22 protein-coding genes are annotated in these 25,775 nt (G+C 42.9%); 15 read left to right on the top strand and 7 right to left on the bottom strand.

The genetic code is table 11. The features are described 5' to 3' along the window. Positions 1–280: 280 nt before the first annotated feature. The 5 genes from AC1RRY_RS19930 to AC1RRY_RS19910 form a co-directional block, all read right to left on the bottom strand. On the bottom strand, positions 281–1,300 hold the full coding sequence (locus tag AC1RRY_RS19930; RefSeq protein WP_492823764.1) for a FecR family protein: 1,020 nt from the start codon (positions 1,298–1,300) through the stop codon (positions 281–283). 317 nt (positions 1,301–1,617) lie between these two features. Next, positions 1,618–1,899: a hypothetical protein gene (locus AC1RRY_RS19925; protein ID WP_492823766.1), complete on the bottom strand. Its 282-nt coding sequence runs from the start codon at positions 1,897–1,899 to the stop codon at positions 1,618–1,620. Continuing rightward, positions 1,896–2,471 (bottom strand): RNA polymerase sigma factor, encoded by a 576-nt coding sequence (locus AC1RRY_RS19920; RefSeq protein WP_492823768.1) that lies wholly within the window; start codon positions 2,469–2,471, stop codon positions 1,896–1,898. Before AC1RRY_RS19920 ends, AC1RRY_RS19925 begins: the two co-directional genes overlap by 4 nt. Before the next feature lie 122 nt (positions 2,472–2,593). Further along, positions 2,594–3,118 carry a gamma carbonic anhydrase family protein gene (locus AC1RRY_RS19915; RefSeq protein ID WP_492823770.1) on the bottom strand — a complete coding sequence of 175 codons (525 nt, stop codon included), beginning with the start codon at positions 3,116–3,118 and terminating at the stop codon, positions 2,594–2,596. A 79-nt stretch (positions 3,119–3,197) separates the two neighbouring features. Next, positions 3,198–4,199, bottom strand: a complete 1,002-nt coding sequence (locus AC1RRY_RS19910; protein WP_492823772.1) for a YitT family protein — start codon at positions 4,197–4,199, stop codon at positions 3,198–3,200. 140 nt (positions 4,200–4,339) lie between these two features. On the opposite strand from AC1RRY_RS19910, the gene AC1RRY_RS19905 reads away from it, so the two are divergent. The 6 genes from AC1RRY_RS19905 to AC1RRY_RS19880 all read left to right on the top strand — a co-directional run bounded on the left by AC1RRY_RS19905 (position 4,340) and on the right by AC1RRY_RS19880 (position 9,633). After that, positions 4,340–5,092: a ThuA domain-containing protein gene (locus AC1RRY_RS19905; protein WP_492823774.1), complete on the top strand. Its 753-nt coding sequence runs from the start codon at positions 4,340–4,342 to the stop codon at positions 5,090–5,092. Positions 5,093–5,264: 172 nt separating this feature from the next. Next, positions 5,265–6,014 (top strand): ThuA domain-containing protein, encoded by a 750-nt coding sequence (locus AC1RRY_RS19900; RefSeq protein ID WP_492823776.1) that lies wholly within the window; start codon positions 5,265–5,267, stop codon positions 6,012–6,014. A gap of 153 nt (positions 6,015–6,167) precedes the next feature. Continuing rightward, positions 6,168–7,496 carry a hypothetical protein gene (locus tag AC1RRY_RS19895; RefSeq protein ID WP_492823778.1) on the top strand — a complete coding sequence of 443 codons (1,329 nt, stop codon included), beginning with the start codon at positions 6,168–6,170 and terminating at the stop codon, positions 7,494–7,496. 122 nt (positions 7,497–7,618) lie between these two features. Then, positions 7,619–7,834, top strand: a complete 216-nt coding sequence (locus tag AC1RRY_RS19890) for a hypothetical protein (protein ID WP_492823780.1) — start codon at positions 7,619–7,621, stop codon at positions 7,832–7,834. Then, complete coding sequence (locus AC1RRY_RS19885) at positions 7,824–8,162, top strand: type II toxin-antitoxin system RelE/ParE family toxin (RefSeq protein ID WP_492823782.1); 339 nt, start codon at positions 7,824–7,826, stop codon at positions 8,160–8,162. Before AC1RRY_RS19890 ends, AC1RRY_RS19885 begins: the two co-directional genes overlap by 11 nt. A 133-nt stretch (positions 8,163–8,295) precedes the next feature. Continuing rightward, positions 8,296–9,633 (top strand): sigma-54-dependent transcriptional regulator, encoded by a 1,338-nt coding sequence (locus AC1RRY_RS19880; RefSeq protein ID WP_492823784.1) that lies wholly within the window; start codon positions 8,296–8,298, stop codon positions 9,631–9,633. A gap of 1 nt (position 9,634) precedes the next feature. Here AC1RRY_RS19880 and AC1RRY_RS19875 read toward each other — a convergent pair whose 3' ends face one another. Next, positions 9,635–10,087: a hypothetical protein gene (locus AC1RRY_RS19875; protein ID WP_492823786.1), complete on the bottom strand. Its 453-nt coding sequence runs from the start codon at positions 10,085–10,087 to the stop codon at positions 9,635–9,637. 70 nt (positions 10,088–10,157) lie between these two features. After that, positions 10,158–10,283, bottom strand: coding sequence for a hypothetical protein (locus tag AC1RRY_RS19870; RefSeq protein WP_492823788.1), 126 nt, complete (start codon positions 10,281–10,283; stop codon positions 10,158–10,160). Between the two features lie 366 nt (positions 10,284–10,649). On the opposite strand from AC1RRY_RS19870, the gene kdpF reads away from it, so the two are divergent. From kdpF to AC1RRY_RS19825, 9 genes are all read left to right on the top strand, one after another. After that, complete coding sequence (gene kdpF / locus AC1RRY_RS19865) at positions 10,650–10,727, top strand: K(+)-transporting ATPase subunit F (RefSeq protein WP_492823816.1); 78 nt, start codon at positions 10,650–10,652, stop codon at positions 10,725–10,727. 5 nt (positions 10,728–10,732) lie between these two features. Then, the gene (gene kdpA, locus AC1RRY_RS19860; protein ID WP_492823790.1) at positions 10,733–12,460 is read left to right on the top strand and encodes a potassium-transporting ATPase subunit KdpA; all 1,728 of its coding nucleotides are present in this window, start codon (positions 10,733–10,735) and stop codon (positions 12,458–12,460) included. An 8-nt stretch (positions 12,461–12,468) separates the two neighbouring features. Next, positions 12,469–14,511 carry a potassium-transporting ATPase subunit KdpB gene (kdpB, locus tag AC1RRY_RS19855; protein WP_492823792.1) on the top strand — a complete coding sequence of 681 codons (2,043 nt, stop codon included), beginning with the start codon at positions 12,469–12,471 and terminating at the stop codon, positions 14,509–14,511. Between the two features lie 4 nt (positions 14,512–14,515). After that, positions 14,516–15,124 (top strand): K(+)-transporting ATPase subunit C, encoded by a 609-nt coding sequence (locus AC1RRY_RS19850; RefSeq protein ID WP_492823818.1) that lies wholly within the window; start codon positions 14,516–14,518, stop codon positions 15,122–15,124. A 212-nt stretch (positions 15,125–15,336) separates the two neighbouring features. Continuing rightward, positions 15,337–16,392, top strand: a complete 1,056-nt coding sequence (locus AC1RRY_RS19845) for a porin (RefSeq protein WP_492823794.1) — start codon at positions 15,337–15,339, stop codon at positions 16,390–16,392. Between the two features lie 385 nt (positions 16,393–16,777). Further along, positions 16,778–17,911 (top strand): sensor protein KdpD, encoded by a 1,134-nt coding sequence (locus tag AC1RRY_RS19840; RefSeq protein ID WP_492823796.1) that lies wholly within the window; start codon positions 16,778–16,780, stop codon positions 17,909–17,911. A 210-nt stretch (positions 17,912–18,121) separates the two neighbouring features. Beyond that, positions 18,122–19,861 (top strand): sensor histidine kinase, encoded by a 1,740-nt coding sequence (locus AC1RRY_RS19835; protein WP_492823797.1) that lies wholly within the window; start codon positions 18,122–18,124, stop codon positions 19,859–19,861. A gap of 251 nt (positions 19,862–20,112) precedes the next feature. Next, on the top strand, positions 20,113–22,806 hold the full coding sequence (locus tag AC1RRY_RS19830) for an alpha-L-rhamnosidase (protein ID WP_492823798.1): 2,694 nt from the start codon (positions 20,113–20,115) through the stop codon (positions 22,804–22,806). Between the two features lie 170 nt (positions 22,807–22,976). Then, a complete protein-coding gene (locus AC1RRY_RS19825) occupies positions 22,977–25,556 on the top strand; it encodes a cation-translocating P-type ATPase (protein ID WP_492823800.1) in 2,580 nt (859 codons plus the stop codon). Positions 25,557–25,775: the final 219 nt, after the last annotated feature.

Genomic DNA, 25,775 nt, shown 5'->3' with positions numbered 1-25,775 from the left:
GCAGCGAAAACATAACTAGGGCAAATGTAGGGCTGACAATGCTGGTACCATTGTCAGCTTTTTTTGTTAGACAGTTGTTACTTTCAAATCATATTGTTGTACAATTGGGTTGAATAGATTGTAATTATAGTTGAATAAATTGTAATTATATATGTTAAGGTTAAATAGATGACACAGTTAATGCAGGAGTACGCCTGCTAATGCTGACATACTCCTGTTCGAATAGATGGTTTAGCTTATATTAAGATTGAATAGATGCTTAGACAGATACCGGCAATATTTACTCACAGCCTTTCCCACTTATCAAAATCGTTGTTCCTTTCACTTCATATTTGCCATTAATGGTTGTACATATTATATCCAGCTTGGTATAAAGAGGCTGTGCGGTGATATCGGCAGTAATCGGGCAATCGTTCAGTTTGTCGTTTTCGAGCACTATTTCAATGCCGTAAACTTTTTTCAGTTTTTCCACCACCTGGCTGATAGGCGTGTCGTCAAATTCAAATCTTTCAGGCTTGTTGTCTAAAGGTTTTATCTGCGGCAAAGGTTTGGTAACCAGCCCGGTAATGAAATGTTTTTCAACTGCAAAAAAAGTAACTTTGTGATTGGGCGTGAGTACAACACCGGGATTCTGGTTGTCGACTCTCTCCTTTTCATAAACCGATACTTTTCCTGTTAACACTTCAACTTCGGTTTTTTGTTTGGCTTCAACGGTGCGCACATAAAAACTTGTTCCTAAAACCTTAGTGACAAGTTCGTCGGTAATGACATAAAATGGTTTTTCCGGATTTTTACTGACCTCAAAAAGGGCTTCGCCCTTGAGTTGTACTTCTCTTTTATTTGCAGCAAAATGATTGGGATAATGAAGTTGGCTGTGTGGACTTAGGGTGACGGTGCTGCCATCTTCCAGTTCTATTTTAATAGGTTTGGAAGAGGCGTTGTCCATGAGTTTTAATTCATGGACAGGCTCTTGTAAAGTTGTGAGTGCGGGTGTGCTGTTCTGTTTGCTCTGGTACCACCAGACTCCTGCTCCTAATATCAGAGCTGCTGAAGCGGCGATTCCGATCCGATAAGTACGCCAGAAATTAAAGCCGGTATTGGCGTCGGTTTCAAAAGCATCTACTTCTATTTTCTGCCATAATTTGTATTCCAAAGCTTCCCACTCGTGTTCGGTATAGTTCTGTCTGGGTTCTTCGTCGATCAGTTCATACCACTGCTCTACGAGTTCCTTTTCAGATTCACTACAGTTACCCTCCAAATACTTCTGCAGGAGCTTGCCAAATGCTTTACGGCTTTTCATTAATTAGCGTATCTATCGTTGCTTTATTACTATGTCTGTCAAAGCGGTAAACTACCGCAAATAGTTTTGTAAATTCTTTAAATAATACAACCAAAACAATGCTTTTATAAAAAATTCTTTAAAAAGTTATATGTGGCAGAGAGCATGGGGCGGAGGGCAAAGGGGAAATCAGGAAGTAGAAGGGAGAACGATGAAAGGAAAAAGGGAAAACAGAAAAAGTACAAGTTAAAAAGGACTATATCGAAAGTTGAAAAACGAAAAGAATAATGATGAAAGTATTTATATCGTATTTTGGTGATTGTGAATCCTTGTGTTACCTAGTGTACTTCGCGACAATAGCTAATTCTAACTCTAAGTGCCCCATGCCCTCTGCTTTTTCGCTCTCCACCTTTTGCTCCGCCCCATGCCCTCTGCTTTTTCGCTCTCCACCTTTTGCTCCGCCCCATGCCCTCTGCTTTTTCGCCCTTCAACCTTTGCTCCGCCCCATGCCCTCTGCTCTTTCGCCCTTCAACCTTTGCTCCGCCCCATGCCCTCTGCTCTTCGCCCTTCAACCTTTGCTCCGCCCCATGCCCTCTGCTCTTCGCCCTTTGCGCAATCATTTAAGAAACAACAACAGCCCCCATGTAAGGAATTCTTTCAGGTGCTCGCGCATAAAACGAAGCGACTGCGATATGTGGTATTCGACAGTGCGCTCTGGTATATTGAGCATTTCTACTATTTCACGGGTACTTTTACCTTCCAGGCGGTTGAGGTTGAAAATCTGGCGGGTCTTTTCAGGCAGTTGCTCCATGGCCTTTCTGATAGACTGCGACAGGTCGTCGTATGCTATTTTTTCTTCCAGGCTGTTTTCTTCTTCATCTCCCTCATTGACGGCATGCGCAACAAATTTTTCCTGCAATACCTGTTTCTTGATATGTGAGATTATCTGATACTTAAGCGAAGTAAAAAGATAGGGTCCCAGGGTCTGGATGTTGTAAGTAGTACGTTTTTCCCAAAGGTTTACGAAGATATCCTGCACAAGTTCTTCAACAATCTCTTTTGAAAAGATTTTCCGCTGCGCTTTCTGAAATAATTTACGCCAGTACCGACGATAAATCTCTTCAAACGCCTCTTTATCATCCGAACTCATCAATTTGACCAATATGTCATCACCTAAGCTTGCGTACTCCACCCCTTGAGTCGTTTTAAAACAACAAATATAGCTATTTATAAGAAAACAGGCACAAAAAACCCGTATTTTTAGACCATTCTAACAGATTTGTATCAGTTCAGACTAAAATATGCACAATTATATTACTCTTCTGCCTGCTCTTTGAACCACCCGGCATACATCACATAATTGTTTGCCGTCCGCATAAAAACCTCTTCCAGCTCCGGTGTTACCGATTTCAGAAATTTAGCCGGATTCCCCGCATAAATTGAATTCGGCGGCACTACTGTATTTTGAGTTATGATGGCTCCGGCTGCTATAATAGAGCCTGTGCCTATCACGGCGCCATCCATAATAATGGCTCCCATGCCTACCAGCACTTTGTCTTCAATGGTGCAGCCATGCACTATGGCATTATGCGCTATGCTTACGTTGTTACCAATGATGGTTCTGGTTTTCTGATAAGTGCAGTGGATGATGGCTCCGTCCTGAACATTCACCCTGTCTCCCATGATGATGGCGTTCACATCGCCGCGCACCACGGCGTTAAACCAGATGGTGCAGTCTTTACCCATAGTGACATCGCCAACGATGGTGGCATTGGGCGAAAACCAGCAATTGTCGCCCCAGGTAGGGCTTACTCCTTTTACAGGTAAAATAGTAGCCATGCTAATAATAAAAATAAAGTGCCTGATAGTTCTATCAGGCACAAAATTACACAAACCGGATTATATTTTTGAATTAATTCTAGTGAGGTACCGATCGTTTTTTGATCATACCGCCTTTGGTGTCTTTAATGCTGGTCATGATTACGAATGCATTGGGGTCTATTTTCTCTATTTCAAGGTTGAGTTTACTGACCTCCAGACGGGTGATAACGGTATAGACAATCTTCATGTCGCCCTCGGTATAACCGGTTTTACCAAAGCCTCTCTCACCTTTGTAGACGGTTACGCCACGGCCCATTTCTTCTATAATCATTTTCTTCATTTCCATGGGTTTGAGCGATATGATGGTAACGCCTGTGTACTCTTCAATACCTTCAATTACAAAATCAACAGTTTTTGAGGCAGACAAGTAGGTAAGCATGGAATAAAGAGCCGTTTCTATTGACAACACATAAGCTGCCACAGAGAAAATGACCACGTTGATAAGCATGATTACGTCACCAATGGTCATGCTGGTTCTGCGGCTGAGGGTAATGGCTAAGACCTCGGTTCCGTCTATTACGCCACCACCACGCATGGCCATACCGATACCAAGACCAAGAAAGAATCCGCCGAAAACGGAAGTAAGGAGTTTGTCGTGTGTGATTTCAGGATACGGGATAAGGGCAACAGCCAACGAAAGGGCTAGAATACCCAGGGCAGTTTTAATGGCAAATTCTTTACTGACAATTTTTAAACCTAATATAATAAAAGGTATATTAACCAGAAGAAGGATGATGGATAAGGGATAGTCGGTTACTGCACGGATTAAGAGGGATATACCCACGGCGCCGCCATCAATAAAATGATTGGGTAACAGGAAACCATCCAGGCCGAAACCGGCTGACAGTACCCCCAGAATAATAAGGAAAAAATCTCTTACCTGTCTTTTTATAGTAACCTTTGCCTCACGGATTTCTTTCGCGTGCTGGTACTTAGAACGTTCGTCGGTTTTACTTCCGTCTCCAATGAAAAACGAAAGTACTAGATTCAGAAAGATTTTAGGAAGTCGAAGGAAAACATTTTCTTTTTCTTTGCGCATATGTTATATCTTTGGTGGTAAAAGCGAAGTTACTCAATTCCAGGCGTTATACCTATTTAAGAAAATTAATAATTCCTTAAAAAATGCCCCGTTTGTCGATAAAAACCTTTATAAAATAGATAATTTTAAGCAAAAAGTCAATGGCACGCTTATTAAAGTTTTGTTATCTCATTGCCATTCCGGCAATTTTTTGGTCTTTATCACATAAGCCTAAATTTAAGGCGTTGGTGGTAGCATCGAAGGCAAAAGATCATCTGAAAATGATTGCCGCCGCACGGCCTTTCTTTGAAAAGATGGCAGCAGAAAATAACTTTGAGCTCACTTTTACTGACGACACCAGTCTGGTAAACAACGAAAATCTGGCACGGTATAGCCTATTTGTACAGTTGCATCTGGCACCGTTTGATATGTCGCAGGCCCAGCAGGAAGCCTTACAGAAATACATTGAAAAAGGTGGTGGCTGGGTGGGGATTCACGCAGCCGGATTAACCGGAGATATGTTTAAGTCGCCCAGACGGATTTACTGGCAATGGTTTGAAGATTTTATGGGTGGTGTGGCTTATTCGCCCCACCCGAAATTTCAGAAAGGCACACTGAAGATTGAAGACCGGAAACATCCTACCACCAGGCACCTGCCCGCCGAAATGGAAGTATCTGACGAATGGTATGAGTTTAACAAAAGTCCGCGAGGCGCCGTAAGGGTGCTGGCCACGGCAGATGAAACCACTTATACACAAAACAAACCCATGGGCGACCACCCGCTTATCTGGTGTAATGAACGGTATCCACATACGATATATATAGGTATAGGCCACGATGCGTCACTTTGCGAAGATAAGAACTATTACACGCTGGTGAGAGATGCGGTACTTTGGGCAGGGAGGGAAAAATAGGTTTTCGTTCAAATAGCCACCGACTTAAGTCGGTGGCTATTTGAACAAAGGAATGTTTATGTTCTTCACCGACTTAAGTCGGTGATACATAATAGAAAATACCTTTGTTTCGATAGCCAGCGAATTTATTCGCTGAATCACAAATAAAATAAAAGACGCAGTATACACTATCATGAAACCTCTATTTACCCTTATATTTTTTTCTATTCTCAGCCACTCAGCCTTTACCCAAACCCGGTTCAGGGTATTGGCTTTAGCTGAAAACGGCGGGCATCATATTCAGTACTCTACCCGTGCAAAGGTATGGCTGGACAAACTGGCGGCCGACAGCAGCTTTACGATTGATTATATACATAACACCGATGCCATTGATGAGGCTTTTCTGAACCAATATCAATTGTTTATACAACTTGACTACCCCCCTTACGGCTGGAAGGAAAAAGCAGCGGCGGCGTTCATCAAGTACATTGAGCAAGGCAAAGGCGGCTGGATAGGCTTTCATCATGCTACGTTGCTGGGAGAATTTGACGGATACCCCATGTGGCAATGGTTTTCTGATTTCATGGGGGGCATCAGATATAAAAACTACATTGCTACGTTTGTGGCCGGGACCGTAAACATTGAAGACAAACAACACCCGATTATGAAAGGTGTGCCCACGCCCTTCCGCATTAACAAAGAAGAGTGGTACACCTACAATAAAAGTCCGCGCGGAAATGTACGTGTAATAGCCAGTGTGGATGAAACCACATATACCCCCGACACTAAAATAAAAATGGGCGACCACCCGGTGATATGGACCAACCCAGCCATGAAAGCCCGCAATGTATATATTTTCATGGGCCACTCACCGGAGTTGTTTGATAATGAGGCTTATACTACACTTTTCAAGAATGCTCTTTTTTGGGGGGTGGGGAGGTGAATGGTTTGATTCAGGCTTGGTTTGAGATTTGGATATAAAATATCAGTTATTTTTCTCAGCCTTCACCATTTAAAGTGCTAAATGCTTCATAATAACAACTCACAGAATTCGTATTTTTTAAGAAGAATCTACAATCTTAAAACTTGTGATATTATGTTTAATAGTCGAGAAATTGCTTATTTCTTATGGGGATCACTTCTTCTTTTATTTCTTTTTTACAACAAAGAGACTCGACCATCTTTTTTAAATATAGTAAAAAACTTCTTTAATAAGTATTTTGTCTATGGTTATTTGATTGCAATTACCCATACTTTTATGTGCGTAGTTGTATTGTATAAAATCAAAATATGGGATACCTCACTAATTAAAGACACAATTATGTGGATAATATTCGTAGCTCTTCCATTAATGTACAATGCTGTTAAAACCGATAGTTTTAAAAAATTCGTAGAACAAATAGTTAAACCTTTGATAGCGTTTTCAATAATATTTGAGTATATCTTTGGGCTTTATACTTTTAATTTATTGATAGAATTGCTAATGGTACCTTTATCAATAATTATTGGAGGAATATTAGCATTTAGCGCTCGTAAACCAGAGCAGAAACAAGTTCATGGTTTTGCAAATAAAACAGTATCGTTCATGGGATTAATTTCATTAATCGTAATAATGATTCATTTTTTTTATCACTACAAAGACTATCTTAATCAGCTCACTTTACTTCAATTTTTTGTGCCATGGCTCTTGTCATTAATGTTTCTCCCATTATTGTATGGAATCTCTATGTATGCTCTGTATGAAAATACTTTTATAGCTTTAAAAATACATCTTCAACCTACAGGTGTTTTTAGGTATGCAATGCTCAAAGCAATGCTTAAATTTAATGTTGACTTAGAGGGAGTAGAACGCTGGAAAAGGATAATCTTTTCAAAGAATTTACAAAGTCGTCAAGAAATTGACCAAGCAATTGCTTTAATTAAAACTCTTCAAAAAGCCGAGAGAAATTTTCCGGTGGTAAACAAAAGTCTTGGTTGGTCACCTTACAAAGTCAAAGAATTGTTAAATTCAAAAGGAATACAAATGTCCAATTATAATAATAATTATGATGATGAGTTTTGTTCCATTTCAAATCCGTTTAATTTAACAAATGATTCCTTCTTTTCAGATACTATAACTTATATGGTGCTTGGAAAACAATTTGAAACAACAGAACTCCATTTAGATTTAAAGATTTTTAATAGCACTATTAATAATTCTGCCTCTCGAATGAAATTATTAGAATTTGCTGAAATAATTTATGAAAATGCAATTGGTGAACAGCTACCGGAGAGAATTAAAAAAGTGATAGTTGATGCTGAAAATTACAAGATGGATAAAACTTTGGCTAAAATATCCGTAAAAAAGCACTTGTGGACTAACGATACGAAAGGATATAGTTTAGAATTTAAGATAATTCATACACAACATTCTCATAAGGATTAGAATTCACTATTCAAGGTTTAGTATAATTTAATTCAAACAAAAAATTGAAATTACTAAATCAAGACACTAAATTTATCTTGTTAATAAACTTTTTCGCTAAATTAAATAAAAAATATAAATCAATGAGCGTAGCAGAGATATTATATAAGCAATACAAAGTTCTTCCTGAAAATATTCAGAAAGAACTAAAAGCGCTTATTAATGGAAACGACGAAACTGTTTCGGTTTCTGTCGAAGCTTTAAAAAGTGCTGTCAAAGATGTGAAACAGCTAAAAGAAGGCAAGATACAAGGTCGCCCTATTCAACAGCTTTTTAAAGAATTGGAAAATGAAAATTGAGATTCAGACTCTTTCCAAATTTGACAGAGAATTCAAACGACTTTCAAAAAAATATAAGTCATTAATCAATGATTTATTTACTTTGTCAGAATTGTTAACAGATAATCCACAGCTTGGCGTCAGTTTAGGGGCTGGGCTGTATAAAATAAGATTAGGTAGTGAAAGTAAGGGTGGCGGTAAAAGTGGTGGATTTCGTATCATAACTTATTATATCGAACAAAAGCAAGATATAGAAATCGTTTATTTAGTTACGATATATGATAAATCAGAAGAAGAAAATATTACCAAAAAAGAACTTCTAAAAATCATAAGTAAAGATATTGATTGAATTTTGAATTGACTCATCTGTAATCAAACCTACCCTTCTTATTCCATTTTAATTCAATCATATTAACTTCTCATCTTTATATTTGCAAGCAATAAATTTAAAGATGATCTTTTTCAGTCAGCACTCCCCCCAAATGAAAACAATCCTTATTATAGATGACGAAGAAAAACTGAGAACCTTGCTGGCGCGTATTCTGCAATCGGAGGGGTTTGAGGTGGTGGAGGCAGGCGATTGCCGGAGTGGTTTGAAGAAATTGGAACAACAGGCGATTGATGTGGTATTATCTGACGTGAAACTGCCTGATGGCAATGGGGTTGATTTATTACCTAAGATAAAAGCGTCGAATCCATTGGTTGAAGTGATTCTGTTGACTGCCTATGGCAATATCAGCGATGGCGTGCAGGCCATGAAAAACGGTGCCTTTGACTACATCGTAAAAGGCGACGACAACGAAAAGATTATCCCCCTGCTCCACAGGGCTATTGAGAAAGTACAGCTGCAAAAGAAAGTAAAAGACTTGGAGAAACGAGTGGGTGAAAAATTTTCTTTTGAGGCCATCATCGGTAAATCGAAAGCCATACAGCAGGCCATTGATCTGGCGAGAAAGGTGGCACCTATAGATACTACCGTTTTACTGACAGGTGAAACCGGTACCGGTAAAGAGGTTTTTGCTCAGGGGATTCACCAGGCCAGTCAGCGGGCGGGGAAAACCTTTGTGATGCTTAATTGCAGCACTTTCAGTAAAGACATCATGGAGAGCGAATTGTTCGGACATAAACAAGGGGCTTTCACGGGAGCCATAAAAGATAAAAAAGGTCTGATTGAAGAAGCCAATGGAGGTACATTATTGCTGGATGAAATCGGCGAAATGCCACTGGAACTGCAAGCTAAATTGCTGCGGGTGCTGGAAACCAGCGAATTTATCAAACTGGGTGACACCAAACCTACGAAATCGAATTTCAGGTTGATTGCTGCTACTAATCGCGATTTAAAGCACGAATACGAAGCCCACCATTTCCGGTCTGATTTGTACTTCCGGCTGAATGTATTTGAGATACACCTGCCACCGTTGCGAGAAAGAGTAAAAGATATTGAACTACTGGCTACTCATTTCATGTGGCAGTTTGCCGACAAAACCAACAAACGCATAGAAAAAATAGACGATGAATGCCTTGTAATGCTTGAAAATTATCAGTGGGTAGGCAATATACGTGAACTGAAAAATATTATTGAAAGGGCAGTTATTCTGGCTGATTCCCACACACTTACTGCTGATTTACTACCTTTTGATATTCAACAACCCCGACAAGCCAGTAAGGGAACACTCTCGGCTTTTTCGATGGCCAGTATTGAGAAACTGCATATACAGAAGGTATTGAACTACACCAAAGGAAACAAAGCCGAAACCGCCCGCTTACTCGAAATCGGCATTGCTACGTTATATAGGAAAATTGAGGAATATGGGTTGTAGCTTATTTCCTATAAAATCCCCTCACCTGCGGCAGTAAGGCCACAAAAATAATGGTAATAGCATAAGACATATAAAAGATATGCAACCAATGCACGGCCTGAAAAATGGTCATTTGCACCAATAACCAGATAATCAATGCGAAGGCTACATAGATGCTGAACGACCAGGACCAAAGCATATCTCTGAAAAAATTCAGTCGTTCTCCCAGCACACTGGTTGTCTTTTTTGCCAGAGCTATCGCTAAAATACAAGGCATAACACCGAGGACTATAAATAGAATGATCCCGGGTATTAAGAAATCAGCAAAAATTGAATCCTCTAAGGTAGATACCGGCATGCCCAATATGCTGCCATCAGGAGCAATAATCAGTACTCCGCCGCCACCAATGGCGCCTATGCCTAAAAATACCAATAAGAAGATAAATATGTTTCTGATTGTTGTTGTTGGTTTCATAAAGTAGATGTTTTCAAATCAAAATTAATCTTTGAAAACACTAAATAAAATGACTTAAATCATGCTGCGTTTAAAATTCATTTACTAATGCTTTTTCTTCTTCTGTTGTTACTTTTTGCGGAAAAAGTAACCAAAAACCATCATCATTTAAACTCGTACAATTAAAAATCTGACGAACATCTTCACTTTCCATCATTTTCTATATGATTTTTAACTGTACTCAAACAGGAAATGATGTTAGCGGTTGTTAAATTTTAGTAGTTTATTTTTTATTCGACAATGAGCCGCATTGCAATGCGACTCTACCGGTTTACCAAACCATTTTGAGAAAAGCTTATCATTTTGATAGGCTTTTTTTGTTGGCGTCCTCTCGCCTATTCAAAATAAAACACTCACTATCAATTACTTACAAGTACACCAAACAAACAGGCACAAAGATTGGCACAGTGGTATCGTCACTAAATTAATAAAACAATGGTAACGATTCTTTTAATCATTCTCGGTACAGCCCTGTTTGGCCTTTGTTACAAATCCATTCACTTCTTCGAAAAAATTTAAAACCATGGCAGCTCTATTCATTTTATCGATGTTGGTTTTTGGATACCTCGTGTATGTATTGCTTAAACCCGAAAAATTCTAAATCTTATGAACACTGAAATATCAGGCATTCTCGCCTTGTTTGTGGTCACGCTTCTGCTGGCCATTCCTTTCGGAAAATACATTGCCCGGGTTTATTCGGGTGATAAGACCATTCTTGACTCTGTATTTAATCCCATAGAAAAGCTTTTCTATCGTTTCAGTGGCATTGATGCCACCAGAGAGATGAACTGGAAAGAACATCTCTCAGCCCTGCTGGGGATTAATTTCGTCTGGTTCTTCCTGAGTATGTTTTTGCTGATGAATCAGGGCTGGCTTCCGTTGAATCCCGATGGCAATCCGTCAATGTCGCCCGATCTGGCTTTCAACACGGCCATTTCGTTTATTGTAAACTGTAATCTGCAACACTACTCGGGCGAAACGGGTGTATCATACCTCACTCAGTTAATCGGACTGATGTACCTGCACTTTGTTTCTGCCGCAACCGGTATGGCGGCAGGGGCTGTTCTGTTCAATGCTATGCGTGAACGTCAGGCTGATAAACTGGGCAACTTCTACAATTATTTCTTAAAGAGTTGCACCCGTATACTTCTGCCCCTATCTATAGTTGTAGCAGCAATACTTACCTGGAACGGTACCCCAATGACCTTTGAAAGCAAAGATACCATCACTACCCTGCAAGGAGATAGCGTTCAGGTTTCGCGTGGGCCGGCAGCGGCCTTTGTGGCTATCAAGCATCTGGGTACCAATGGAGGCGGTTTCTTTGGTGCCAATTCGGCACACCCGCTCGAAAACCCCAATTACCTGACCAATGCCGTTGAAATGATGGCACAGATGATTATCCCCTTTGCTTTCATTTTTGCGCTGGGCTATTACCTGAAGCGCAAAAAACTGGCCTGGAGCATCTTTGGTGTGATGACCGTAGGCTTCCTGCTTCTGACCATACCGACGGTGATTGCTGAAATAAAAGGGAATCCTGCCATTCAGAATCTGGGCATAGCCCAACCTACCGGAAGCATGGAAGGTAAAGAAGTGCGATTCGGTACAGCGGCCTCGGCTTTCTGGAGTATCGCTACCACGGTTATCTCTACAGGTTCTGTCAATAGTATGCACGATAGCAGCATGCCGCTCTCGGGAGCGATGCAAATGCTATCTATGATGATTAACGCCTTTTATGGTGGTTGTGGGGTTGGTATTCTCAACTACTATGTCTTTATCATTCTCGGTGTGTTTATATCCGGGTTGATGGTGGGCCGCACACCCGAGTTTCTGGGTAAAAAGGTAGAGGCGAGAGAAGTGAAAATCGCCGCTATCATTGCCATTCTTCACCCATTGCTCATTCTGGCAGGTACGGCTATGGCCGCTTATCTGGCAGCGAACGACGCTCCGATGGGCTGGTGGTTTAACGGCAATGCGACAGGCTGGCTCAACAACCCGGGGTATCATGGTTTCTCGGAGATGCTCTATGAATACACCTCCAGCGCCGCCAATAATGGTAGTGGTTTTGAAGGACTGGGTGACAATAATCCTTTCTGGAATATCAGTACGGGTATTGTGTTACTGCTGAGCAGGTACCTTCCTATCATCGGGCCGATAGCCATTGCAGGTTTGCTGGCAGGTAAAAAGTATATACCCGAAAGTGCCGGAACACTCAAAACTGATACCTCTACTTTCGCGATTATGACTTTCGCCGTCATAGCCATCATTGCTGCGCTTTCGTTTTTCCCTGCTTTGGCCTTAGGCCCTTTAGCAGAACATTTTACTCTATTTAAATAAGTATTCTCATGACCAGAAATAATCAAACATCGTTATTCGACAGCGTTTTGGTAAAAGAAGCCATCGGCCAATCTTTTATCAAACTTAATCCGCGAGTCATGTTCCGGAACCCGGTGATGTTTACTGTCGAAATCGGAACGTTCATTATGCTGATTGTCTGTATTGCCATCTTCTTTGGTGTCGACAATCAGGGTAGCTTTGCCTATAATAGTATAGTGTTCCTTATTCTGTTGGCAACCTTGCTATTTGCCAATTTTGCCGAAGCCCTTGCAGAAGCCAGAGGTAAAGCCCAGGCCAACAGCCTGCGTAAAACACGTGAAGAAACTCCTGCCAAAGTAGTGCAGACCGTGGGCGAAATGTACCTGAACGAGATTCACGTCTTACCCTCTTCCCTACTCAGAAAAGGTGACGTATTTGTATGCGAACCGGGAGATATTATACCTACCGACGGAGAGATTATTGAAGGACTGGCAACTATTGACGAAAGCGCTATTACGGGTGAGTCGGCTCCGGTGATTCGTGAGGCAGGCGGTGATAAAAGCAGTGTAACAGGTGGTACGAAAGTATTATCTGACAAAATAAAGGTGATGGTTACCACCCAGCCCGGCGAAAGTTTTCTCGACAAAATGATTGCCCTAGTTGAGGGTGCCAGTCGCCAGAAAACGCCCAACGAAATTGCACTGACCATTCTGTTGGCGGCTTTCACCCTGATATTCATTATTGTGTGTGTCACCCTGAAACCCTTTGCTGATTATGCACAGACACCCATTACCATTGCAGCCTTTATCTCGCTCTTTGTGTGTCTGATACCTACTACCATCGGAGGTCTGCTGTCAGCCATTGGTATTGCAGGAATGGACAGAGCTTTGCGTGCCAATGTGATTACGAAGTCGGGTAAGGCTGTAGAAACTGCCGGAGATATTGATGTGCTGCTGCTCGATAAAACAGGTACCATTACCATCGGTAATCGTAAGGCCACGCATTTTTATCCCGTAAAAGGTATAGATGAACCAAGTTTCATTAAAGCGGCAGTACTCAGTTCTATGGCTGACGAAACCCCCGAGGGTAAGTCTATCATTGAACTGGCAGATATCAGTCCATCTACTTATAAAATTCAGAAGCCGGTCTTTATCAAATTCACGGCTGAAACCCGTAGCTCGGGGATTGACTTTGAAGGCACCAGCATTCGGAAAGGTGCCTACGATGCCATCAAAAAACTGGTTGAAAAAGCCGGAAATGTATTTCCTGCCGAAACGGCTGAAAGAGTGAAAACTATTTCGAGCAATGGTGGTACTCCTTTGGTAGTCGCCGAAAATAACCAAGTACTGGGAGTGATTGAGTTGCAGGACATTATCAAAACAGGTATTCAGGAACGCTTTGAGCGTCTGCGCAAAATGGGCGTAAAAACCGTGATGGTAACGGGCGACAACCCCTTAACTGCCAAGTACATTGCCGAAAAAGCCGGTGTGGACGATTTCATTGCCGAAGCCAAGCCGGAAGACAAAATGCAGTATATCCGCAAAGAACAGCAATCAGGTAAACTGGTAGCCATGATGGGCGATGGCACCAACGATGCCCCTGCCTTGGCACAGGCCGATGTAGGAGTAGCCATGAACAGCGGTACGCAGGCGGCCAAGGAAGCTGGTAACATGGTTGACCTGGACAACGACCCCACCAAACTGATTGAGATTGTGGAGATTGGCAAACAACTGCTCATGACCCGCGGCACATTGACCACGTTCTCCATCGCCAACGACGTCGCCAAGTATTTTGCCATTGTTCCGGCGCTGTTTATTGCTACCATACCTGCCTTGCAGGGGCTGAACATCATGGGGCTGCATAGTCCGGAGAGCGCCATTCTTTCGGCGGTAATCTTCAATGCTATCATTATTCCTTTATTGATTCCACTGGCATTGAAAGGTGTGGCGTATAAACCCATTGGTGCCAGCGCTATTCTTCGTCGTAATTTATTAATCTATGGTCTAGGCGGTATCATCGTGCCATTTATCGGCATCAAAATTATTGACCTGGCCGTTTCACTTTTTATCTGATACAATCATGAAAAATATATTATCAGCCATCAGGCTCACCCTTGTGAGCATGGTATTGTTCGCAGTCATCTATCCGCTTATCATCACCGGATTTGCACAATTAGCGCCTAATCAAGGCAAAGGAGAAATCATCGCCGTAAATGGTAAAACTGTTGGGTATAAACTGCTCGGCCAATCGTTTACTGACGACAAGTATTTCTGGAGCCGTCCGTCGGCAGTTGCCTACAATTCAGCCGGATCAGCCGGAAGTAACAAAGGCCCTAGTAATCCTGACTATCTTGCTACCGTGCAGACCCGTATCGACACTTTTATGGTGCATAATCCGCAGGTTCCTAAATCGGCCATCACGGCTGAAATGGTAACGGCTTCCGGCAGTGGCTTAGACCCTGACATCTCACCCGAATCAGCCAGAATACAGGTCAAACGTATTGCTACAACAAGGCATATTCCTGAAGATAAGATTCTCGCGCTAATTGAATCCCATACCCAAAAGCCGCTTCTGGGTCTGTTTGGACCAGCGGCTGTAAATGTACTGGCATTGAATGTAGGGTTGGATGAGTTGAAGTGCCCCCACCCTGCCCTCCCCAACAATGGGGAGGGTTGTAATTATTAAGCCCTTTCTTTAAAGTGTCAGCTATCAAAATAAATAGAGCTTTAATGAATAATTGTAGAGAAGCTGGTAGTGTATGAAAAAATCTACCAAATAGAATTTGGGAAACCCCCACCCTACCCAACAATGGGGAGGGTATTGCGTCCCTCTCCCCACAGTTGGGGAGAGGTTAGGTGAGGGGTTAAAACATTAAAATCAACAAGTACAACAACAAAATGAAAAAACTAATCGCAACCGCATTGACGCTCCTAGTTTTGAGCGCCCATGCACAAGAAACAAAACCACTTACGTTTTCAGGCTATGTAGAAACTTATTTCAGTTATGATTTCAGCAAGCCAGGTAATCATGAAAAAGCAGCTTTTCTGTACAACCACAACCGGCACAACGAGCTCAATCTGAATCTGGGTTTATTGAAAGTGGCTTATAATACTGATAAGGTAAGAGCGAATGTGGGTATCATGGCAGGTACTTATGCTCAATACAACATGGCTGCCGAGCAGGGGCTTCTGAAAAATGTTTATGAAGCCAACGTGGGTGTGAAAGTATCAGGAAAAATCAATTTATGGGTCGATGCGGGCATTATGCCCTCGCACATTGGTTTCGAGAGCGCTATTGGTAAAGACTCATGGAATCTGAGCAGAAGTATATTGGCTGAAAACTCACCATATTATGAATCGGGTGTTCGCTTGTCGTTTACTTCTACCAATGAAAAATGGTATCTGGCCGGACTGGTGCTGAACGGTTGGCAGCGGATTCAGAGGGTACCCGGTAATCAGACACCTGCCGTCGGTACACAACTGACTTACAAACCCAATGCCTCGGTAACGCTGAACTGGAGCACCTATGCAGGTAATGAGCAACCCGACAGCCTGAGCCGTTGGCGGTATTTCAATAATTTTTACGGACAGTTTCAGTTGAACGAAAGACTGGGCTTAATAGCAGGATTCGACTGGGGTACAGAACAGAAAACAACCGAAAGCAGTCAGTATAATACATGGCTGTCTCCGGTGTTGATTGTGCATTATTCAGCTAACGACAAACTGAGAATAGCTGCCCGAGCAGAGTTCTATCAGGATAAAAACGGGGTGATTATTGCCACCGGCACACCCAATGGTTTTCAGACCTTCGGGTATTCTCTGAATATGGATTACGCCATCGTTGAGAATCTTTTGTGGCGTGTGGAGGGACGCATATTCAGTAGTAAAGACCGGATATTTGCCGATAAGAATCAGGTTGGTTATTTAACAAGTGCCTTTTGTTTTAGTTTTTAGTTGGAATAAAGCATTAATTGAATATATCGTCCCTACGGGACTTGGTGTTTGGAAATGCCCTTTTTCTACTGATATTTTATCCCTACGGGATATTTTATAGAAACTAGCTATCGCATCCTACCAAAGCATCCTTCCTACAGAGACGGTATAGTGGTGGGTACGATTAGCCAAACGATTTGAATATATCGTCCCTACGGGACTTGGTGTTTGCAAATGCCTTTTTTTCTACTGATATATTATCCCTACGGGATATAGTCAAAAAATCAAATTGGCACTACGCTCAAATTTTTCAGTCCCATAGGGACGATATATATGTAGACATTCCTAGACAAAATCAAACTAAGTCTCGTAGGGACGGTATATTTATGAACCCGAATTATACATCATGTCAACCAAGGATAACAAAGAAGAAAACGTGCAGCACTTTCTGGATTTAATCCGGAAGTCGCGGCAGGGAAAATTCAAAATCTACATTGGTATGAGCGCCGGTGTAGGCAAAACTTTCCGTATGTTGCAGGAAGCCCATTCTTTGCTACGGAATGGCATTGATGTTAAAATAGGCTATATTGAAACGCATTTCCGTAAAGAAACACACGAGTTGCTCGAGGGTCTGCCGGTTATACCCCGTAGGAAGATTTTCTACAAAGGCAAAGAACTGGAAGAACTCGACGTGCAGGCGGTTATCAATCTGCGCCCCGAGGTAGTGATTATTGACGAACTGGCACATACCAATATGCAGGGCAGCAAAAACGAAAAACGCTGGCAGGATGTGCTCGAGGTTCTGGAGGCGGGTATCAACGTGATAAGTGCCGTGAATATCCAGCACATTGAAAGCCTGAACGAAGAAGTAAAAGAGATAACGGGCGTTGAGGTAAAGGAACGAATACCGGACAATGTTGTGCGGCTGGCCGATGAGGTAGTGAACATAGATCTGACGGCCGACGAGCTGATAACCCGACTGAAGGAAGGGAAAATCTACACTGCTGATAAGATATCAATGGCACTGAACAACTTCTTTAAATCGGAGCAGATACTGCAATTGCGGGAGCTGGCGCTGAAAGAAGTGGCCAGCCAGGTGGAACGAAAGGTGGAAATGGAGATTCCGAGAAATACGGCTATCCGCCACGAGAAATTTCTGGCCTGTATCAGCAGCAATGAAAAAACCGCCCGGAATGTTATCAGAAAAACAGCTCGATTGTCCAGTTATTACAACAGCAAATGGTACGTACTATATGTACAAACACCCAAAGAAAGCAGTGATAAAATTGCACTCGATAAGCAGCGACATCTGATTAATAATTTTAAATTAGCCACACAATTAGGCGCAGAGATTATCAGAGTAGAAGACCGCCATATTGCCAAGTGCATTATGGAAGTAGTTGAACAAAGGCAGATAACTACGCTGTGCATCGGCAAACCGCATCTGAATCTTTTCAATGTGATATTATCAACCAATATTTTCAATGAATTGTTGAAGAAACTGTCGTTTGCAGATATGGATGTGGTGATATTGTCGTGAATACGCCCCTAACCCCTAAAGGGGGATCATAACCCCACCCTAGCCCTCCCCAACTGTGGGGAGGGGAGAAAAAAATTAGTATAGGCCATCGTTGAACCAAATAGTATCTGGAAAATACTCTATCCTTGCCCCTAATAATTGAGAGGAAAGAAAAAGCCCCTCTCTACTGTTGGAGAGGGGTTGGGGTGAGGTAAAATAATTACAATTAACATGAAAATAAGAACCAAACTGACCCTCGGCGTAGGGCTATTATTTATACTCATTACACTGCTCACTTTTGTTGGAGCAAGGGCCATCAATGCCTTGAAAAATGATACTGAAAATATTCTGGCAGCCAATTATAATACGCTGGAGTATTCGCGCAATATGTTAATGGCATTGGATGAACTGACCACCGACAGCAGCGCCATAGCAAAAATAGCGGACAATCTGCGTAAGCAACGCGCGAACATTACCGAAATAGGAGAACGCGACGCCACCCGACAATTATTGGAGCATTTCACCATGCTAAAAGCCAATCATTTCGACCGGACCGCTCATCTGTTGATAAGGAAAGACATCGCCGAAATCATGCGCCTGAATATGGAGGCTATCCAACGTAAAAGCGATGTAGCCAAACAAACGGCGGCCTCGGCTACTATCTGGGTGGCTATTACCGGTACACTCTGTTTTCTGATTGCCTTTATCCTTTTGGTTAACCTGCCCGGTAATATTGCCAATCCTATCCGGACACTTACCGACAGCATCAAGCGGATAGCAGCCAATGATTATTCTCAAAGAGTTTATTTTGAAGATCAAGGTGAGTTCGGCGAACTGGCACGCTCGTTTAATACCATGGCTGAAAAACTGGAAGAATACAACAACAGTAATTTATCTCAACTACTGTTTGAGAAAAAGCGTATCGAAACGCTTGTTAACAACATGCACGACCCGGTGATTGGCCTGGATGAAAACAAGAAAATACTTTTTGCCAATGATGAAGCCCTGAAAGTAACCGGATTGAAACCCGAACAACTGATTGGACAGCAGGCGCAGGATGTATCGCTGATGAATGATTTGCTGCGATCGTTAGTAAAAGAACTGGTATTCTCTAAAAATCAGGACAATGGCGATAAAAAACAGCCCATTAAGATTTTTGCCGATAATAAAGAAAGTTATTTCGAAAAAGAAGTGATTGACATAGCCATTGTGCCTACCGGCGAAAAAGACAAGCGGATGATCGGGCATGTAATTATCCTGAAAAACATTACGCCTTTCAAAGAGCTCGATTTTGCCAAAACCAATTTCATTGCCACCATTTCACATGAGTTGAAAACCCCGATATCGTCTATCAAAATGAGTCTGCAACTGCTGGAAAACCAACAGACAGGAGCTATCAATGAAGAACAAAAGCAACTGATAGAGAGCATTAAGGAAGACAGCCGCCGACTGCTGAAAATTACCGGTGAATTACTTAACTTATCGCAGGTAGAAACGGGGAATATTCAACTGAATATCCAGAAAAGTACGCCGTATCAGATATTGCAGTATGCTACAGATGCGGTGAAAACACAGGCTGCGCAAAAGAGTATCAGCCTGCTGACCGAAGCAGAAGAAAACTTGCCGGATGTAAAGGCAGACACAGAAAAAACAGCCTGGGTACTAATCAACTTTCTGACCAACGCCATCAATTATTCCCCGGAGCAAAGCAGGATTACCATCAGAATCAGGCAGGCCGAATCTCTGGTCAATTTCTCGGTGAGCGACCAGGGCAAGGGCATAGAAAAACGGTATAAGGATAAAATCTTCGACAAGTATTTCCAGATACCGGGTAGCAATAAATCAGGAACAGGACTAGGACTCGCCATCAGTAAAGAATTTATAGAAGCGCAAAATGGCAGCATAGGGGTAGAAAGCGAAATAGGTATGGGCAGTACTTTTTATTTTAATCTGGCGGTGGCGGAGGGGTAATTAAATATTATAATTGTGGAACACGTCGAATAAATTCGCCGCCTAATGAAACAATGGTTTTTTATCTGCTACGCCGACTTAAGTCGGCGCATAATACTAATATTCCTTTGTTTAGATAGCCACCGAATTCATTCGGTGAGCTTATCAAATAACATGAAAACAAACGAAACATTAAACATTATTTCCCAATAAACCGCCCATAATTCCCGTACAATCTCTATTTTTACGGCCTGTAATTCAACCCCTATTGTATGACATTATCTGTGCGCTTAATTGGTCTGGCTTTGGTTCTATTAATAGCCCGGCCTTATGGTTTTGCCATCACACACCCGCAAGCATCCGGTTTAAAGTGCGAATACCTCCCGAATCCTTTAGGCATTGATAACCCTAGTCCGCGTTTAACATGGCTACTGACTGACAGTCGCAAAGGCGCCAAACAAACAGCCTATCAACTGGTAGTAGACACAGATTCCGCCAAAGTTGCCCGCGGTACAGGCAGTGAATGGAGCACCGGAAAGGTGGTTTCAGGCAATACGCTGGCAGTTTACAAAGGCAAAGCGCTGCAACCTTTTACCAAATATTACTGGTCTGTAACACTCTGGGACAAAGACGGTGTTAAAACCACCCAGACTGTGGCGAATTTTGAAACAGGTATGATGAACCAGCAAAACTGGAGAGGTGCCTGGATCAGTGACACCCGTGATGTCAACCTCAAACCTGCCCCCTATTTCAGAAAAGCGTTTTCAGCAGACAAGAAAATCAAATCGGCGAGGGCTTATGTGGCCGTAGCTGGTTTGTATGAATTATACATTAACGGACAGAAAATCGGTAATCATCGCCTTGACCCGATGTATACGCGTTTCGACCGTCGTACTTTATATGTCACACACGATGTAACGGCCGCCCTGCAAAACGGCAAAAACGCCATTGGCATATTGCTGGGTAATGGCTGGTATAACCACCAGTCAACAGCCGTGTGGTATTTCCACGAGGCGCCATGGAGAGGTCGGCCAACCTTCTGTCTCGACTTACGGATTACTTACGAAGACGGTACTACTGAAGTAATTTCGAGTGGCAAAGACTGGAAAACAGCACTGAGCCCTGTTATTTTCAATAGTATTTACACCGCAGAACATCAGGATGCCCGCTTAGCGCAGGATGGCTGGAACACGGCCGACTTCAATGATAAAAACTGGAAAGATGTTATTTTCAGAACCTCACCCTCACAAAATATAGTAGCTCAGGCTATGGTTCCGGTCAGGAATGTGGAAGAAATACCTGCTCAAAGCATGAAAAAACTGAACGACACCACCTGGCTGTTTGATTTAGGGCGGAATATATCCGGTGTCAGCAGACTACAGATAAAAGGCGAAGCAGGAACGGTAGTCAGACTGAAACATGCCGAGCGTTTGAATGCGGATGGCTCAGCCGATATGTCGAACATTGATATCCACTATCGTCCTACCGATAATCAGGATCCGTTTCAGGTTGATGTCTATACCCTGAGTGGCAAAGGAGAGGATACGTTCATGCCGCATTTCAATTACAAGGGTTTTCAATATGTAGAGCTTACCTGTGCCAAACCTTTGCAACTGAGCAAAGAGAACCTGACAGGGTATTTTATGCACAGCGATGTGCCACCTGTGGGGCAGGTGACCACCTCTAACCCAACCATGAACAAAATCTGGTGGGCAACCAATAATGCCTATCTGTCGAACCTTTTCGGATACCCTACTGACTGTCCGCAAAGAGAGAAAAACGGCTGGACAGGTGATGCCCACATTGCGAGCGAAACAGGGTTGTATAATTTTGATGCCATTACGGTGTATGAAAAATGGCTGGCCGACCACCGCGACGAGCAACAGGCCAACGGAGTACTGCCGTCTATTATACCAACGGGTGGTTGGGGCTACGAATGGGGCAATGGGCCAGACTGGACGAGCACCATTGCCATTATCCCCTGGAATGTGTATCTGTTCTATGGTGATACCAAAATACTGGCCGACAACTACAGCCACATGAAACGCTATGTAGACTACATACAAACCATTGCACCGAAACACCTCACTACCTGGGGATTGGGCGACTGGGTGCCGGTGAAATCAAAATCGCCGGTTGAGTTTACTTCGTCGGCCTATTACTTTGTTGATGCCACTATCGTAGCCAAAACGGCGGCTTTACTGGGCAAAACTGCTGATGCTGCCTATTATGCCAATTTGGCTCAGAAAATAAAAGAGGCCATTAATGCCAAATATCTCGACAAAGAAAAGGGCATCTATGGCAGCGGTATACAAACCGAGTTGAGTGTGCCTTTGCAATGGGGTATTGTACCTGACGAACTGAAAGCCAAAGTAGCGGCCAATCTGGCACAGAGAGTACAGACTGATGGCAACCATATTGACGTTGGCTTATTAGGCACGAAGGCAATATTGAATGCTCTGAGCGAAAACGGCTATGCTGATTTGGCATATACGGTTGCCTCACAAGAGACCTTCCCGTCGTGGGGTTGGTGGATAAAAAACGGAGCTACCACGCTGTATGAAAACTGGCCGATTGACGCGAAGTCAGATATTTCGATGAATCACATTATGTTTGGCGAAATAGGCGCCTGGATATACAAGGCATTGGGCGGTATCAAACCCGATGAAAGAAAACCCGGCTTTAAGAATATACTGATAGAACCGCATTTTGTGAAAGACCTTTCAGGCTTTGATGCCAGTCACGATGGCCCACAGGGCAGGATTACGTCAGCCTGGAGAAGGACAGACAAGGGCATTGAATACCGATTGGTGATTCCGGCCAATAGCACAGCTACCGTAAAAATCCATCTGCCGGATGGCCAACAACTATACGAAAACGGGAAAGTGATAAAAGCTCAGCCCGATTCGAATGCGGTGGTAATAACTTCTCTGACAGCGGGTGAATGCTTGTTTGAAATACGATAGGCAGAGATTATATTTTTGAATATAAAGCTATAATTTATAAATTGTTGGGTATTGTTTGAATCGGCTTCGGTGAAAACAATACCCATTGTTTTTTAGTATTGATAATACACAACAAGTAATACCAGAAGAAAACCACCAACTGAACGAATCCAATAAAAACAACTAAATTTATGAAAGAAACTGTTCCACGCTATCGGGAGAACATCGATTCTCTGTTTCAGCAATTTAATACGTCACAAGAAGGGTTGTCAGATACAGAAGTAAGCAACCGGCTACAACAGGAAGGCTACAACGAACTACAGGAGAAAAAGAGAATACCGCCCTGGGTGTTATTCCTCAATCAGTTTAAAGATTTCATGATACTGGTATTGGCAGGGGCAGCGGTGTTGTCGGGTATTTTTGGTGATGTGGCCGATACGATTATCATCTTCGTAATTATCATTCTGAATGCCGTAGTGGGTTTTATACAGGAGTTCCGGGCTGAAAAAGCGATGGAAGCCCTAAAAAAAATGAGTGTAACTCAAACGCGGGTCATTCGTGGCGGACAACCACGCATGATAGAATCAAAAGAACTGGTACCCGGTGATATTGTGCAGTTGGAAGCCGGAAATGTGGTACCTGCCGATATCCGTCTCTATGAAGTAAACGCGCTGCGTATAGATGAATCGTCACTGACCGGAGAATCGGTTCCGGTAGATAAGGTTAATCATGCCTTAGCAGAAACAGATATTCCATTGGGCGACCAGCTCAACATGGCATTTAAAGGTACGCTGGTTACCAACGGCGCCGCCGAAGGACTGGTTGTCGGTACTGGTATGAATACCGAGCTTGGTAAAATAGCTAATCTGTTACAGGAAAAAGAAGCCGTTACTCCGCTACAAGCCCGTATGACGAGATTCGGCAAAAACCTATCGTATATTATTCTTGGTATATGTCTTGTTCTTTTTGTATCAGGGTTGGTGCGTGGTGAAGACCCATTCAATATCCTGCTTCTGTCGGTCAGTCTGGCTGTGGCGGCTATCCCTGAGGCGCTCCCGGCACTTATAACGGTGGCACTTTCAAGGGGAGCTTCAAGATTAGCCAAACAGCATGTGCTGGTCAGAAAGTTACCTGCTGTAGAAACACTGGGTTCGGTTACCTTCATTTGCAGTGATAAAACCGGAACCCTCACCCAAAACAAAATGCATCTGACAGAGAAGCATGAACAGCCCATTGAAACAGAAGAGAATGACCTTTCGATGTTAAAGCTGAGTATGTTACTGAATCATGAGGTAAAATTTGAAAAACCTGAAAAACCCATTGGCGAAGCTACTGAACTGGCACTAACCGGACATATAGTTGAAGAATTGAGCTATAAGAAATACCAGTCGCTTTTTAAGAAATACAAGCGTGTGGGCTTGATTCCGTTCGATTCAGAGCGAAAATGTATGACTACCATTCATCAATACAACGATCAGTTTCTGGTGATAAGTAAAGGTGCCAGCGAAGCCATTACCGATAGTATCAACCACAAAAAAGATGAGACGCTTATCAGAGACATATCGGAAGACTGGGCCAAAAGGGGCATCAGAGTACTGGCCTATGCTTACCGGATACTCGACAGCCTGCCCGACAAGATTGACCCGAAAAACGTGGAGAAAAACCTGATTTTTGCCGGATTGGCCGGGCTGATTGACCCGCCACGCGAAGAAGCCAAAGTGGCCATTACCGAATGTAAAACCGCAGGTATCAGACCCGTGATGATTACTGGCGACCACCCGGCTACGGCCCAGGCTATAGCCCGCGAACTGGGTATTCTGGAAGAGGACGAACTGGCTCTGACGGGTGTAGAACTGGAAAAACTGTCGGACAGTAAATTCAAAGCGCAGGTAGAAAAGACAGCGGTGTATGCACGGGTATCGCCCGACCAGAAGCTGAGAATTGTAAAAGCGCTGCAAGCCAAAGGGCATTTTGCGGCCATGACAGGTGATGGCGTGAACGATGCTCCCTCCCTACGCGCAGCCAATATCGGTATTGCGATGGGTATCAACGGTACGGATGTGAGCAAAGAAGCTGCGCACATGATATTACTAGATGATAATTTTGCAACCATTGTAAAGGCCATTAAAGAGGGCCGGCGGATTTTTGACAACATCCGGAAGTTTGTGAAGTATATCATGACCTGTAACAGCGCTGAAATACTGGTGATAGCCGTGGCGCCGTTTCTGGGTTTGCCGAATCCGCTTTTGCCTATTCATATTCTGTGGATTAATCTGGTTACGGACGGACTACCTGCCCTGGCTTTAGCAAATGAAAAAGCTGAAGCCAATGTTATGAAAAGGCCTCCGCGTGAGCCTAACCAAAGCCTGTTTGCCGACGGTGTGGGATATCATATTGTGTGGATGGGTATTCTGATGGCCGTTATCACACTCGGTGCCGAAGCATGGGCTACCAACCAGAAACTCGAACACTGGCAGACGATGGTATTTACGGTACTGAGTCTGGCTCAGTTGGGGCATGTGATAGGCATCAGAACCGAGCGGTCTGTTTTTCAGCAAAAGGGTTTGTTTTCAAATCTGCCGCTGATAGGCTCAGTTTTACTTACGCTGCTGTTACAGATGGCTGTAGTATATGTACCTTTTATGAACAAAGCATTTAAAACCCAGCCATTATCATGGCAAGAACTGGGCATCTGTGCATTACTGGCTTTCGGTGTGTTTGTGGCAGTAGAGGCCGAGAAGTTGGTGAAGATGTGGATAAAGAAGGCGTGATATCTGATAGAAATATATTGAATTTAGTAGAGCCGCATTGCAATGCGGCTTATCGTTGAATGAGGTTATAGAGGAATTGATTTTGTGGTGTTGGCTATCAATAATTTTTCTGAGTGGATAGTCCAATGGAGACGCAATGCATTACGTCTCGTATGTTTGTAACAGAAATAAGAATAAGGAAAAAGGTTTAAATTGCTACTGGAAAATGAGAGGCAAATA

It is taken from the genome of Emticicia sp. GW821-FHT11C11, from assembly GCF_058808615.1.
The sequence above is the reverse complement of the archived record's forward strand: the minus strand, read 5'-3'. Positions and strand labels throughout refer to the sequence as shown.

Coding starts and splice junctions, on each gene's coding strand:
- AC1RRY_RS19930 (WP_492823764.1), bottom strand. CDS start 1,300: ATGAAAAGCCGTAAAGCATTTGGCAAGCTCCTGCAGAAGTATTTGGAG.
- AC1RRY_RS19925 (WP_492823766.1), bottom strand. CDS start 1,899: ATGATTGCGCAAAGGGCGAAGAGCAGAGGGCATGGGGCGGAGCAAAGG.
- AC1RRY_RS19915 (WP_492823770.1), bottom strand. CDS start 3,118: ATGGCTACTATTTTACCTGTAAAAGGAGTAAGCCCTACCTGGGGCGAC.
- AC1RRY_RS19910 (WP_492823772.1), bottom strand. CDS start 4,199: ATGCGCAAAGAAAAAGAAAATGTTTTCCTTCGACTTCCTAAAATCTTT.
- AC1RRY_RS19905 (WP_492823774.1), top strand. CDS start 4,340: ATGGCACGCTTATTAAAGTTTTGTTATCTCATTGCCATTCCGGCAATT.
- AC1RRY_RS19900 (WP_492823776.1), top strand. CDS start 5,265: ATGAAACCTCTATTTACCCTTATATTTTTTTCTATTCTCAGCCACTCA.
- AC1RRY_RS19895 (WP_492823778.1), top strand. CDS start 6,168: ATGTTTAATAGTCGAGAAATTGCTTATTTCTTATGGGGATCACTTCTT.
- AC1RRY_RS19890 (WP_492823780.1), top strand. CDS start 7,619: ATGAGCGTAGCAGAGATATTATATAAGCAATACAAAGTTCTTCCTGAA.
- AC1RRY_RS19885 (WP_492823782.1), top strand. CDS start 7,824: ATGAAAATTGAGATTCAGACTCTTTCCAAATTTGACAGAGAATTCAAA.
- AC1RRY_RS19880 (WP_492823784.1), top strand. CDS start 8,296: ATGAAAACAATCCTTATTATAGATGACGAAGAAAAACTGAGAACCTTG.
- AC1RRY_RS19875 (WP_492823786.1), bottom strand. CDS start 10,087: ATGAAACCAACAACAACAATCAGAAACATATTTATCTTCTTATTGGTA.
- AC1RRY_RS19870 (WP_492823788.1), bottom strand. CDS start 10,283: ATGATGGAAAGTGAAGATGTTCGTCAGATTTTTAATTGTACGAGTTTA.
- kdpF (WP_492823816.1), top strand. CDS start 10,650: ATGGCAGCTCTATTCATTTTATCGATGTTGGTTTTTGGATACCTCGTG.
- kdpA (WP_492823790.1), top strand. CDS start 10,733: ATGAACACTGAAATATCAGGCATTCTCGCCTTGTTTGTGGTCACGCTT.
- kdpB (WP_492823792.1), top strand. CDS start 12,469: ATGACCAGAAATAATCAAACATCGTTATTCGACAGCGTTTTGGTAAAA.
- AC1RRY_RS19845 (WP_492823794.1), top strand. CDS start 15,337: ATGAAAAAACTAATCGCAACCGCATTGACGCTCCTAGTTTTGAGCGCC.
- AC1RRY_RS19840 (WP_492823796.1), top strand. CDS start 16,778: ATGTCAACCAAGGATAACAAAGAAGAAAACGTGCAGCACTTTCTGGAT.
- AC1RRY_RS19835 (WP_492823797.1), top strand. CDS start 18,122: ATGAAAATAAGAACCAAACTGACCCTCGGCGTAGGGCTATTATTTATA.
- AC1RRY_RS19830 (WP_492823798.1), top strand. CDS start 20,113: ATGACATTATCTGTGCGCTTAATTGGTCTGGCTTTGGTTCTATTAATA.
- AC1RRY_RS19825 (WP_492823800.1), top strand. CDS start 22,977: ATGAAAGAAACTGTTCCACGCTATCGGGAGAACATCGATTCTCTGTTT.